This is a genomic window from Enterococcus avium, assembly GCF_002891025.1.
GTDB lineage: Bacteria > Bacillota > Bacilli > Lactobacillales > Enterococcaceae > Enterococcus_A > Enterococcus_A avium.
In genome coordinates this window covers 472,494-486,289 of record NZ_NBSL01000002.1, presented here as the reverse complement: position 1 = coordinate 486,289, position 13,796 = coordinate 472,494, and the positions used below count along the sequence as shown (strand labels likewise).

Here is a 13,796-nt window from a genome sequence, read left to right as displayed (position 1 = left end):
GGTTCTCATGAAATCTTACAAAAAATCTTGAAATTATTTTTTCTTTTTAATGAAGCGATCCTTCAATTTATTCAACCATTTATTCAAACGATTAGATCCTTCCTTAACCTCTTGTCCTGTACGATATTCCTCGATAGTCACATTTAATACTCCGCCTAAAATAATAATGGTAGCGGCAAAATTCAACCAAAACATTAAAACAATAAAACTTCCAATGATTTGATATCCTGACACACGTTGAGCGAAAGTACGTGCGTAAATACTGAAGCCTTGAGCTAGAACTATCCAGCCCACCGTAGCAAAAACGGTTCCTGGCAATGCATATTTTATCCGTACATGTGCATTGGGAATGACAATATACAGACCTCCAAGGATAACCAATAAGCCAATCAATGTTACAGGCCAACGTAACGCTAAGAAAGTATTGATAATATCCGGTGAGAAACGCAACAATTGCTGCAAAGCATCCAAGATCACTTGTCCTGCACTGAAAAAAAGTGCGACAGCAATGATTGCCATCATTAGTACACCAACAATTCCAACCGACACAATACGGCTAATAACGAAATTTCCACGATCTTCAACACCGTACGCACGATTAAGTGCGGTTTGCAAAGCATTAATCCCACGACTTGATGACCATAATGCCGCTAAAACGGAAATGGAAAGCATTCCACCTGAACTGCTTTCTAACAAGCTTGTAATGGCTGGCTTCAAAAAACTGAAGACATTTGGAGGAATGGCCTCGCTCAAATAAGGCAAAACTGTTTCAGGAGTAATGTTAAAGTACGGCAGCAAATTACCAACAATAATCAAGATAGGGAAAAAGGATAGCAACAAATAATAGGCAACTACCACTGAGCGGTCGCCTATTTCTGTCTCTGCTAAATGTTTTTGGATTGATTGGATGAAATCCATTAATTTCTTGTTATTTTTAATTTTATCTATTGGCCCCATAGCATCCTCGTCGTTCTAATAAGTTCCTTCTTCACCTTGTGAAGTCAAGATTTTTGGTCCTTCTTTCGTAATTGCTAGCGTGTGCTCATATTGCGCACACCAACCACCATCTTGAGTATAAGCTGTCCAGCCGTTAGGATCCATCTTCATTTGCCAAACACCAGTATTAATCATTGGTTCAATAGTAATAACCATGCCTTCTTTTAATCGTAAGCCCTTGCCAGCCACACCATAATGTGGAATTGCAGGTTCTTCATGGATTGTTGGTCCAATTCCATGTCCAACAAAATCACGTACAACTGAAAATCCCTCGCCCTCAGCATAGGTTTGAATAGCATGACCAATGTCACCAATACGATTGCCCACCTGTGCTTGTTCGATACCTAAGTACATAGCTTTTTTTGTTACTTCCATTAACCGTTTAATTTCTGGTGTCACTTCTCCTACCGCATAAGACCAGCAAGAATCAGACATTGCACCTTTATACTCTACACACATATCAACCTTGATTAAATCTCCATTTTTTAAAGGTTTTTTTCTTGGAAAACCATGACAAATCTCGTCGTTAATACTGCAGCAGGTTGCATATTCGTATCCTTCAAAGCCGATTTGAGCAGCCACACCACCATGACTTTCAATAAAGTTTCTAACAAAGTTCTCTATATCCATACTGGTAATTCCCGGCTTTATGAAATCCCGTAAATGACGATGCACATCAGCCAGTAATTCACCTGACTCATTCATCATTTCAATTTCTCGGGGTGATTTCAAAGTAATCATTTTCTCGTCTCCTTATTTTTGTTAATTATATTCTGGTGAAAATATTCTTGTCGGTCATCCAGCTAAGCGAAATTCTCTTGATTGGAATTAATGCCGCTTTAAAAGTCTGTGAATCTCTGGACGAACATCCTTTTTCATCTTGTCCATTTTAACATAACCCTATTAAGCGAACAAATGGTTAGAGAACAGTGATTTCCTTTTGATTTCTATTTTGATATAATGACCATAAATTTAGCTTAAAGCTACGGATGTCCGTTCAACTTTAATTAGTTCTTCTTGCTTTAATGAGAAGACCGATTCGACATTCGAAATTGAATGAAATTTTCCTTGTAAAATTAATTCATTCAAATTAATAAGGAGGAATTCTTTTGACATTAGCAAAAATTGTTTACGCCAGTATGACTGGTAACACCGAAGAAATCGCAGATATTGTGGCTGAAGCCTTCGAAAATTTAGATGTAGATGTAGAAATCGATGAATGTACACAGGTTGACGCTGAAGATTTTGAAGATGCGGATATTTGTGTGGTTGCGACATATACTTATGGCGAAGGCGACCTTCCTGATGAAATCGTAGACTTTTACGAAGAACTACAGGAATTAGATCTAAACGGAAAAATTTTTGGTGTTTGCGGATCTGGCGATACATTTTATGATCAATATTGTAAGTCTGTTGATGATTTTGACGCCGCCTTTGCAAAGACTGGAGCCACTCGAGGAGCAGAAAGTGTAAAAGTGGAAATGGCTGCCGAAGAAGAAGATATTGAAAACTTAGAAGCTTTCGCGAAAAAGCTTGTTGCAGCTATAGCATAAGTGAAACCTAGATGTACCAAAACAATTGGTGCATCTTTTTTTGTTTTATGAAGGTTTTCAGAATTATTATATACATTAATGAATCTCATTTTCTTTTTAGAATATCGAAGAAATGCTAAGATAGGACTATCGAATTGGAGGGATAGAAATGGTTTTAGCTAATTTTGACACACTCTTAGAAAAATATGCCCATTTAATTGCAAAGGTTGGTGTAAATGTACAGAAAAATGACACTGTTGTCGTATACGCCAGTGTTGATCAAGCTGTATTAGCTCGGCTTGTTACAAAAGAAGCTTATCAATTAGGCGCAGCAGAAGTTATTGTCCAATGGAATGATGATGAAATTCAACGGGAGTTTTTGAGTCATGCAGCAGAGGAACGAATCAATGAAGTTCCCACTTATAAAGTAGATGAAGCAAACACATTTGCTGAAAAACGGGTCACCCGAATCAGTATTGTTTCACAAAATCCAGATGCTTTATTAGGTGTCGATACAAATCGTGTAGCAAGCTATCAAGCAGCCCGTGGCAAAGCATTACAAGCTGTGATGGAAGCCACGCAATCAAACAAATTACGATGGACAGTAGTAGCTGCATCTAGTCCTGCATGGGCAAAAAAAGTCTTCCCTAATCTCGAGTCAAGTGAAAAACAAGTTGACAAACTTTGGGATGAAATATTTAAAACAACTCGAATTTATTCAGATGATCCTGTTAAAGCATGGGAAGAGCATGATGCAGCAATGCGTGAGCAAGCAGAACGTTTAAACAAGGAACAATTTTCTGCTTTACACTATACCGCTCCAGGTACAGATATTATGATTGGCTTGCCGAAAAATCATGTTTGGGAGGGTGCTGGCAGTTTTGCTGCAGATGGTAATGAATTTATGGCTAATATGCCGACGGAAGAGGTATTTACAGCACCTGATCGCAATCGTGTTGATGGGTATATCACCAGTACAAAACCATTAAGCTATGCCGGCACAACTTTGAATGAAATGAAATTCACCTTCAAGGATGGAAAAGTCGTTGAGTTTTCTGCTAAAGAGGGAGCTGATGTCTTAGCCTCATTATTGGATATTGATGAAGGAGCGAAACACCTTGGTGAGGTTGCCTTAGTTCCAGATCCTTCCCCAATTTCTCAATCTGGAATAACTTTCTTCAATACTTTATTTGATGAAAATGCATCAAATCACTTAGCGTTGGGCGCAGCTTATCCCTTCAGTGTGCAGGGTGGAACGGAAATGACCAAGTCCGAATTGGCTGAGGCTGGTTTGAATAGCAGCCAGACTCATGTCGACTTCATGGTGGGTTCTGCTCAAATGAATATTGATGGCATTCGTAAAGATGGTTCAAAAGTTCCAATCTTTAGAAATGGTGATTGGGCTTAAATAAAACAAAAACAGCACGCAGAATTTTTTCATTCTACGTGCTGTTTTTACGTTCTCGACTGGAATCGAACCAGCGACCTATCGCTTAGGAGGCGATCGCTCTATCCTACTGAGCTACGAGAACATGCCTCTATTATTGTAGCGATTTTAACTTATTTTAGCAAGATGACTAACTTAAATTTAATGAAGACATTCTAAAAAAATGAAAAATTACGATGGTCCTCTATTACTAATTCATGAATTTTTCTCAAATAAGAATCCGAAGAACTTTGTTGCATTCGCTATTTTAAAAAGAACAAAGGGAAGAGACTTATTTCCGTCTCTTCCCTTTGCTCTTTTTACTTTTTTTCTTTTTTGGTTCGCTTTGTTTTATTGGTTCTTCTGTTAAAAGCTCTCCGCCAAATAAATAGATCGGTGAAATTGCTAAGTTCAGTTTTTTAGCAATTTTGATTAAGTCTGATTTTTCTTGTGGCGTAACAAAGGAAATCACAACCCCAGCGTTACCCATTCGGCCGACTCTTCCTGCACGATGTAAGTAACTTTCTTCGCTTAATGGGACATCAACATTGATCACAAATGACAGGGCCTCAATATCTAATCCTCGACTAGCTAAATCAGTTGTGAGCAATCCTAGGATCTGATGCTTTTTGAACTGCTCAATCGCCCCTTTACGGGATATTTTCGATTGGTCCGAAGCCAAACTGGCAACTGGCAACTGGTGATAGAGTAATTTCTCCTCAGCACTGCCCATATCACTTAACTGATTAAAGAAAATCATCCCCAAAAATTCGGGTAGATTTAACAAACGACGCAACTGATCAACTTTTTTACGCTCACTCGTCTCTAAATAAAAGTGTTGTACCTCACCTTGACTGTCATCTTCTTCGCTTACATCTACCACAATCAGCTCAGATTCAATCTTATTCAATTCATCTAATACGACATCAGCAGTTGCGGAAAAATACAGATGTTGCGCATTGTTATCCGTAGCTTTTAGAATGTTTCGAATCAACTGCAAGCTTTGACCTTGAACCAGCTGGTCTACTTCATCAAATACGAGTGTTTTGATGTTGGGAGCTTTGATTTTTTTTGCCATAATCAATTCCAGCACACGGCCAGGTGTTCCGACCAATAATTCTGGTTTTTTCTTCAGTGCTTCTTGTTGACGTTTGACATTGGCACCGCCGATCAAAGGTTGAACTTTCATTCCTGAACCGCTGATCCAGCTTCGAGCGACTTCTACAACTTGCATCGCCAACTCCTGTGAAGAAGTTAAGACCAACACTTGACTGGGAATGCCAGCTTCAAGTCTATTGATTAATGGCAACAAATAAGCTAAGGTCTTACCACTGCCAGTCGGAGCAATACCCACTAAATTTTTTCCTTCACTAATTAAGTCATAAACTTTTGATTGGATCAATGCTGGTTTTTGAAACCCCGCTTCTTCCCAATTTTTTTGTAAAAATGGTACAAAATTCTGATTATTCATGGATTCCTCTATTTCTCGTCCGCATCAAAAATGATGCCCGCACTTTTTCGCATATCATACATTACTTGATTCACATTTCGGGATAATTCGACCCATTCTTCATAGTCCGTGCCCAACTTGCGATCTGTTGGATTCAAAATCACTCGGGCAAACTCGTCTGCCTCTTCAACCATCGGATTCTCTAATTGATGCACAGCCAGCTTTTCTCTACGTTGGTGATTTCGATCATGAAAAATGGCTTCGCTAATAGAATTGACAGCATCCATCACTAAGGTTCCGTTCACTAAATAAATCTCAGATTGTTGAAAACTATCATTGATTTTACCTGTCCGAATCGTTACGTCAAAATTATCGTATCGTAAAACACCTACTCCAAAGCCGTCAACACCAGTTGCGATTTTTTGACCAAAATAGACACTTTCTTTTGGCATACCAAACCAAGCTAACGCCGCATAAATCGGGTATACGCCCAGATCAACCAACGCGCCGCCTGAAAAATGCGGAGAAAAAATATTGGGTTCTCCTCCATCCAAAACTTGATCGTAACGCGAAGAGTACTTCATAAAGCTAAAATCCGCGCCGATAATTTGATCTTTCGATGGTAAAAAATCAGCAATCGTTTTGAAAGATTTCTCATGAATATTACGAGCCGCTTCAAAGAAAAATACTCTTTTCTGATTCGCCAACTCAATAATTTCATCCATTTCTGTCGGCGTTGAAAAAGCGGGCTTTTCGACAATCACATTTTTGCCAGCTAAGATTCCTTGCTTTGCCTGCTCGAAATGAAGGCTGTTTGGTGAAGCGATATAAACGGTATTTACATGTTCAAGACCGAAAAACGTATCAAGATCAGTCGCATACTCGACATCGCCATACTTTTCACCAAATTTTTGTGCCGTATCTAATCGCCGAGAATAAACTGCCGCCAGGCGATATTTCCCCGTCTCATGAGCTGCTTGGACAAATTGATCAGTAATCCAATTTGTTCCAATAATACCTAAGTTAATCATAATTTTCTCCACCTTTCACTCATTGATTTGGATCAATAAATTCTTGTTTCAGATCAAAGGAGACAGACTCTTTAATCGAAATGGTTTCCTGATCTACTTCACAATTATACGCTAAAATTTGCACACCGTCTGCCATAGCCATTTCTGCTGCTTGATAAAGTGCCGGCTGCATCAGACGGTGAAGCGTCGCCGCTTGGATTGCAGAAAATTGTACGATAAATAAAACATAACAATGATAGTCCAAGGCTTGAGCGACTCGTAATTCCTGCACATGCTTTAATCCTCTGATTGTCGGTGCATCAGGAAAAGCGCCGATCCCCTGATTTTCTAATGTCATCCCTTTTACTTCAACAAATCCCTTTTCTTGTTGATCTGTCTCAAAATAAATATCAAATTTCGAGCGTTCAAAGACATATTCCCGTTTTAAATAAATGATAGAACCTTTTAATCCAGGTAAACAGATCTTCTCTGCCAAAATTCCTTCAGCTGCTAAAGCATTAGGAATCTGTGAATCAATATTAATCCACATATTTCCTTTTTTGACTGCAACAAGATCATAGGCTGTTTTCCGTTTGTCAGACGGTTGATGATTTACCGCTACTACTGCGTTGGAAAGTAATAATTCTTTGCACCGCCTTGTATTTTTTACATGAGTGATAATCTCTTCTCCAGATTCTAATAACCGACAACGGGCAATAAATCGATTGCTTCTTTCAGTAAAAGCTGCTAAGTGAATCTCCGAATACTTCATTAATTATCAAAATCCTTCTAAAAATAGTTAAATAGTCCTTAAGTCGGATGGAAAGATGACAGACTTTATTATATAGTATAACAAAGCCTATGAGAATGTCCGTAAATTTTATATCTTACATTCTCAGTCAATGAAATAGGCTAAGAAATCCATCAAATTTATTAAATTTTATCTATACAGTTGTGAAAGGAGTTTTTGGATGAGATTCAAATGGCCCGTGTTCCTCAGTGCGACATCACTTGGTGTGGCAGCAGTAGGTTCAAAAATTATTCGTAAACGTGACGCAAAGGACTTAAATAGCCTTTATGTTGGTTCTTGGGAATTCACTCATCCAAAAGAGCACAAACATCACACCATTACAATCTATCCTGATCTTTCAATTGTTTTAGATGGCACCGCTATTATCTATCAGCTTATTGAATTGAGTGAGCAAAAATTGGCAATTCAGGATCAATATGGCTATCATTTATTGATCAAAACAAAGAATGGTATTCCGGTTAGCCTTTATGATGAATTAGATGATGTCTCTTTTCCAATTACCCCTGTAAATAATTAGACAAAAACGGATGCCAATTTGGCATCCGTTTATTTTATTGATGAATCAACGAACGTAGAATCTGATCCACGTTTTCTGCGGCTTTACGGCCTTCACGAATTCCCCAAATGACAAGACTTGGACCGCGTCTAGCATCACCTGCCACATAAACTTTTTCATTATTTGTCGTATAATCTTCATAGATTTCCTGAACCCCAAAAGTGTCAAGTAAATTCTTCTCGGCTCCTGTAAAGCCCATCGCTAACAAAACAAGGTCAGCTTTTAAAGTTTTTTCTGTTCCGGCAATCGGTTGGAACTGGCTATCGACTTGCGTTGTCTCGATCGCAATTACTTGTCCTCGTTCAGCACCAATAAAAGCAGTTGTAGAGGTATTATAAGAAGTTAGCTCTGAGTTCTTCAATGCGCCCTCTTCTTGTCCATACCCTACGCGATTAATCATTGAATACTCCGGCCAAGGATTATTTGCTGTACGCTGAGCAGGTAATTGCGGGGTGATTTCTAGCTGTTTAACAGAAGCTGCTCCTTGACGAATCGCTGAACCAATACAGTCATTTCCTGTATCTCCACCGCCGATAACAACAACGTGCTTACCAGCGAGCTTTCGATCAGTGACTTTTTTTCCGTGCTTCATTACGTCTTTTGTACATTCAGTCAGATAATCTACCGCAAATTGGATGCCATGAAGCTCACGTCCTTTGATTTTTAGATCCCGCGGAACGCTAGCGCCACTAGCAATAATAATACGATCGTATTTTGCTTGCAGCTCATCTGCCGTAACGTCAACGCCAACTTCTGTACTCAATACAAATGTAATGCCAACTTCCTCCATTACATTGATTCGTCGTTGAACAATTTCCTTATCCAATTTCATATTCGGAATACCGTACATCAATAATCCACCAGCACGGTCACTTCGTTCATAGACCGTTACTTGATGACCTAGCTGATTCAACCGCCAAGCTGCCGACAGTCCTGCTGGACCAGAACCAATGATTGCAACCTTGAAGTCGGTCCGTTCAGTCGGCATGCCATCAGCTTTGACCCAATCCTGCTCAAAGGCATTGTCAATAATGAATCGTTCATTATCATGGATGGCTACACCTGAGCCATTCAAACCTTCTGTACAAGATTTTTCACAAGGCGCTGGACATACTCGACCAGTCATTTCAGGCAAAGGATTCGTTTTAGCTAAACGATCAAATGCATTTTTGAAATCACCGCGGTAGACATAATCATTCCATTCCGGAATCAAATTATCATTTGGACATCCTGAGACAGCTCTTTTTCCGCCATAGAAAATTCCGGTATGGCAAAAAGGAATTCCGCAGTTCATACAACGCGCTGCTTGTTTTTTTCGCTCCTCTACACCGAGTGGGTTTTGTAATTCTTCCCAATCTTGAATTCGTTCTTCAACCGGTCGATAAGGATTGTCTTTCCGAGGATATTTTAAAAAGCCAAATGGATCTGCCATCCTAGCCACGCTCCTTTCCAGCCGGTACGGTTTGTTCGCCGATCACTTCTATAAACGCTTTTTCGATCAGCTCATCACCTGCTAAACCGGTTTTGGCTAATTCTTCAGTCACACGAACCATTTCGTGATATTCTCTTGGATATACTTTAACAAAATGCTTTTGAGCATTTTCCCAATCATTCAACAACTCAGCGGCCTTTAATGAATCTGTGTAAGTCAAATGCTTCTCAATCATTTCTTTCAAGACAGCATCATCTCCGGTTTCGCCGAGTTTATAAAGATCCACCATCTCTAAATTACATTTGTCAGCAAACGTTCCGCTCGGATCATAGACATAGGCGACTCCACCAGACATACCAGCCGCGAAGTTTCGACCAGTTGGGCCTAAAATGACAGCAACACCGCCAGTCATATATTCACAGCCATGATCACCGACTCCTTCAACCACCACGTTGGCACCACTATTTCGAACACAGAAACGTTCGCCAGCCTTCCCGCGGAAATAGCCTTCCCCACGATTTGCACCAAAGCAAACTACATTTCCAACAATTGGAGAATTTTCCACGTCATAAGCAGCATCTTTAGGCGGTACAATAATCACTCGCCCTCCACTTAGTCCTTTGGCCACGTAGTCATTTCCTTCACCAATTAGTTTCAGCTCCATCCCTTGTGTGATAAATGAACCAAAACTTTGACCAGCAATTCCGGTATATGTGTATTGGATTTGACCAGGAGTCAGCTGATAATTACCAAATCGTTCAGCAATCCATCCGCCCATTCGCGCGCCGACTGTTCGATTGACATTATTAATTGGAGCGCTCATTTTCACTTGCTCCCCGTTTTTAATCGCGCCTTCTGCAAATTGATCCAATTCAGGCCATTCGCGTTTTTCTTTAAACGGATCTTCTGTTTTACGTTCGATGCCAATACTTGTTGATAACATTCGAGAAAAATCTAATGATTTTGCCTTGCCTTTTGCAATAAAGCGCGGCTCCAATACTTCTGTGTGGCCGATCATTTCATCAATACTTCTAAAACCTAGTTCAGCCATAATCTCACGCAAATCTTCGGCGATAAAATACATCATATTGATCAGATGCTCAGGTTTCCCAACAAAGAATTTACGCAATGCTGGATTTTGTGTCGCCACACCGACCGGACAAGTATTTAAACTACACACGCGCATCATTACGCATCCAATCGCTACCAAAGCAAGTGAGGCAAAACTATATTCTTCGGCGCCAAGTAAAATCGCCATGGCGACGTCACGACCAGTCATCAATTTCCCATCAGTTTCCAAGGTCATTCGTTGACGTAGATTATTCATCGCTAGGGTTTGGTGCGCCTCAGCGACACCCATTTCCCATGGCAAACCTGCATCACGAATCGAGTTTCGCGGTGAGGCGCCAGTTCCACCATCGTAACCAGAAATCACGACAACATCTGCGCCAGCTTTAACAACACCTGTTGCGATCGTTCCTACACCGGTACTTGAAACCAATTTAACATTGATCTTCGCATACGGATTAATAGCTTTTAAATCATAAATCAGTTGCGCTAAATCTTCGATCGAATAAATATCATGATGCGGCGGCGGTGATATCAAACGCACTCCTGGCGTCGATCCTCGAATTTCTGCCACCCAAGGAAATACCTTGTTACCAGGCAGCTGTCCGCCTTCACCTGGTTTTGCCCCTTGTGCCATTTTGATTTGTAACTCTTCGGCACTCATCAAGTATTCAGCGTTTACACCAAAACGACCTGAAGCAACCTGTTTGATTTTACTATTATAATTCTTGCCATCTGCTTGCGGTTTGAAACGTTTACGATTCTCGCCGCCTTCTCCGCTATTGGATTTCGCGCCGATACTGTTCATCGCCTCAGCAATACATTGATGGGCTTCTTCACTCAATGAACCATAGGACATCGCACCAACTTTAAACCGTTTCACGATTTTAGTTGCGGGCTCGACTTCAGAAAGCTTCACTGCCGGACGCTCTTTTTTAAATTCCCATAACGCCCGTAAGTTAGTAGGCTCTTCTAACGCTTCCTGATTCATCTGATCAACATAGTGTTTAAATAGTTGATAATCTCCCGAACGAACCGCCTGTTGGAAATTGTAGATCGTCTTAGGATTGAACAAATGATGTTCACCATCCGCTTTGTATTGGAAACTACCGCCAGATGCTAGTAAATCATTTTGCTGTGGCCCATAAGCTAATTGATGACGTTGTAAGTATTCTTCTTCAATTTGGTTTAACGATAACCCGCCAATACGGCTCGCCGTTCCAGTGAAGTATTTTTCTGTCACTGGTTGACTGATACCTACGACTTCGAATAATTGAGCGCCGTGATATCCCGCAATCGTCGAAATACCCATCCGTGACATTACTTTTACAATTCCCTTTTCAGCTGCTTTCCGATAATTTTCCAGACCATTTTCAATGTCAAAGTCATTCAAAGTTGCATATGCGCCATAAGGATGAATGCCGCTAGCACCATAACCAATAAGGGTGGCAAAATGATGTACTTCGCAAACTTCTGCTGAATCAACGACTAGGCTCGCTAACGAAGCTTTTCCTTTTCTCACCAAATAATTATGCACACCTGAGACAGCCAGTAAAATCGGCATTGCCATTTTGGTTTTTTCTGCGCCACGATCACTTAGAATCAAGATTGTCCCACCATTATCAATAGCGGATTCAGCTTCTTTAAACATTTGTTCCAAGCCATCTTCTAAAGCATTCTGTCCACCAACTGAATATAAGGTTGAGATAGTCACTGCTTTTTGTTCTTTTGTGTTCAATTGAACGATTTTGCCAAAATCAGCACTGCTGAGTACAGGACTTTTAATTTTTAATTTCTGACAATTATGCGCATCATCAACTCGGATATCTCCATCACGGCCTAAAAACATTTCTGTTCCAATCACTAACTGCTCGCGAATCGCATCAATCGGCGGATTGGTGACTTGAGCAAATTGCTGTTTAAAATACGTGAACAAAGATTGTGGCTTGTCACTCAAAACTGCCAATGGTGAATCATATCCCATTGAAAGAACTGGTTCCTCACCTTTTTCCGCCATAGGTAATAATTCATCACGGATAATTTCATCCGTGTAGCCATTCAACTTCCACATCTTTTGCAGTTCTTGTTCGGTCAACATTGCTGCGTCTTCTTCCGCTTCTGCAAGTTGTGACAGTTCAATTCGATTCTCGGCCAGCCAATCTTTATAGGTATGGGATTTGGCATACTTTTCCTTAATTTCTTGATTACGGTAAAATTTTCCGTTGATAGTATCAACTAAAATCATATTTGCTGGTCCTAGAACACCTTTTTCAATCACATTTGATGGTTCAAAGTCGACCACGCCTGATTCAGATGCCACTTGAACAAAACCATCCTTTGTAATCGAATAACGAGAAGGTCGCAAGCCATTTCGATCCAGCGTTGCGCCCACCATTTCACCATCTGTAAAGCATAATGCCGCCGGTCCATCCCAAGGGGCCATAAAACTCGCATTATACTCCTGAAATGCTGTCATTTCTTCCCCTAGGTTGGCCTTTTCCGACCAAGCTTCTGGCACCATCATCATCAATGCATGAGGAATATCACGACCGTTGCGATATAAATATTCCATACAATTTTCTAACTTCGCTGAGTCAGAATCTTCTTCGTTATACACTTCAATGCCATGACTCTTCATCCAATTTTCTGAACCACGCAACGTGTTGATTTCGCCATTATGAGCAAGAAATCGGAACGGCTGAGCGCGATCCCAGCTAGGAAAAGTATTGGTAGAAAAACGGGAATGAACAACTGCAATACTAGCTGCAAAATCTTCATCCTGCAGATCATCATAAAAAATCCCGACTTGATAAGCATGCAGCATGCCCTTATAAACGATTGTTTTGCTAGATAAGCTACAGATAGCCATTTCGCCTGCATGGTACGTTCTCTCTAATTTGCGGCGCAATCGATACAGTCGATCTTCAAAATCGCGATCAGTCTGAACTTCTAATGGACGCTTTATGAATAATTGCACAAAGCTAGGCATCACTTTTTGTGCTCCTGGACCACAATTCTCATATTGGAACGGAACATCACGTTGCCAAAGGACCAAGTACCCGGCTGCTTCAATTTCTTTTACAAGAGCTTGCTGTAAACCGTTCTTGTGTTTTTCTTCCGCTGGTAAAAAGAACATCCCCACAGCATATTGACCACGATCAGGTAAATTTACCCCAGCAGTTTTCGCTTCACGTTGAAAGAATTTATCTGGAATCGTCGCTAAAATCCCGGCTCCATCCCCTGTTTCAGGTTCCGCTCCCGTTCCTCCACGATGATTCATACGTTCTAACATCGTTAACGCATGCTTCACTAATTGATGTGAAGCCTTCCCTTCCATCTGAGCAATAAAGCCCATACCACATGCATCCTTCTCGAATGAGGGATCATACATGGTCGGGGCCTCTGTTACTTGTTGCTTTGTCATTGACATCAATCCTTTAAATAGTTTGACAATTCTCATTTATTTTTAATATACTACCTTTTTTTTTTTAGATAGGCAAGGATTCTTAGAATAT

Annotated in this window: 10 protein-coding genes and 1 tRNA gene; 3 read left to right on the top strand and 8 right to left on the bottom strand. The window is 40.4% G+C overall.

Features of this window, described 5'->3' with window-relative positions:
* Nucleotides 1–33 precede the first annotated feature (33 nt).
* Together AUF14_RS02480 and map are read right to left on the bottom strand one after the other, a co-directional pair.
* On the bottom strand, nucleotides 34–957 hold the full coding sequence (locus tag AUF14_RS02480) for a YihY/virulence factor BrkB family protein (protein ID WP_016180573.1): 924 nt from the start codon (nucleotides 955–957) through the stop codon (nucleotides 34–36).
* Nucleotides 958–972: 15 nt separating this feature from the next.
* A complete protein-coding gene (gene map / locus AUF14_RS02475) occupies nucleotides 973–1,737 on the bottom strand; it encodes a type I methionyl aminopeptidase (RefSeq protein ID WP_016180572.1) in 765 nt (254 codons plus the stop codon).
* Between the two features lie 368 nt (nucleotides 1,738–2,105).
* On the opposite strand from map, the gene AUF14_RS02470 reads away from it, so the two are divergent.
* A complete protein-coding gene (locus tag AUF14_RS02470) occupies nucleotides 2,106–2,549 on the top strand; it encodes a flavodoxin (protein WP_016180571.1) in 444 nt (147 codons plus the stop codon).
* Nucleotides 2,550–2,697: 148 nt separating this feature from the next.
* The gene (locus AUF14_RS02465) at nucleotides 2,698–3,936 is read left to right on the top strand and encodes an aminopeptidase (protein WP_016180570.1); all 1,239 of its coding nucleotides are present in this window, start codon (nucleotides 2,698–2,700) and stop codon (nucleotides 3,934–3,936) included.
* 50 nt (nucleotides 3,937–3,986) lie between these two features.
* Here AUF14_RS02465 and AUF14_RS02460 read toward each other — a convergent pair.
* The 4 genes from AUF14_RS02460 to sfsA all read right to left on the bottom strand — a co-directional run bounded on the left by AUF14_RS02460 (nucleotide 3,987) and on the right by sfsA (nucleotide 7,186).
* A tRNA-Arg gene (locus AUF14_RS02460) sits at nucleotides 3,987–4,060 on the bottom strand.
* A 186-nt stretch (nucleotides 4,061–4,246) separates the two neighbouring features.
* Entirely contained in the window at nucleotides 4,247–5,425 is a 1,179-nt protein-coding gene (locus AUF14_RS02455) for a DEAD/DEAH box helicase (RefSeq protein WP_016180569.1), read from the bottom strand.
* A gap of 8 nt (nucleotides 5,426–5,433) precedes the next feature.
* Nucleotides 5,434–6,435, bottom strand: coding sequence for a Gfo/Idh/MocA family protein (locus tag AUF14_RS02450; RefSeq protein WP_016180568.1), 1,002 nt, complete (start codon nucleotides 6,433–6,435; stop codon nucleotides 5,434–5,436).
* A gap of 19 nt (nucleotides 6,436–6,454) precedes the next feature.
* Nucleotides 6,455–7,186, bottom strand: a complete 732-nt coding sequence (sfsA, locus tag AUF14_RS02445) for a DNA/RNA nuclease SfsA (RefSeq protein WP_016180567.1) — start codon at nucleotides 7,184–7,186, stop codon at nucleotides 6,455–6,457.
* A gap of 199 nt (nucleotides 7,187–7,385) precedes the next feature.
* On the opposite strand from sfsA, the gene AUF14_RS02440 reads away from it, so the two are divergent.
* Nucleotides 7,386–7,742, top strand: coding sequence for a DUF4828 domain-containing protein (locus AUF14_RS02440; RefSeq protein WP_016180566.1), 357 nt, complete (start codon nucleotides 7,386–7,388; stop codon nucleotides 7,740–7,742).
* Between the two features lie 34 nt (nucleotides 7,743–7,776).
* Here the strand turns inward: AUF14_RS02440 and AUF14_RS02435 are convergent, their stop codons facing one another.
* Nucleotides 7,777–9,213 carry a glutamate synthase subunit beta gene (locus AUF14_RS02435; protein WP_016180565.1) on the bottom strand — a complete coding sequence of 479 codons (1,437 nt, stop codon included), beginning with the start codon at nucleotides 9,211–9,213 and terminating at the stop codon, nucleotides 7,777–7,779.
* Nucleotide 9,214: 1 nt separating this feature from the next.
* Nucleotides 9,215–13,711 carry a glutamate synthase large subunit gene (gltB, locus tag AUF14_RS02430; RefSeq protein WP_370447996.1) on the bottom strand — a complete coding sequence of 1,499 codons (4,497 nt, stop codon included), beginning with the start codon at nucleotides 13,709–13,711 and terminating at the stop codon, nucleotides 9,215–9,217.
* Between the last annotated feature and the right edge of the window lie 85 nt (nucleotides 13,712–13,796).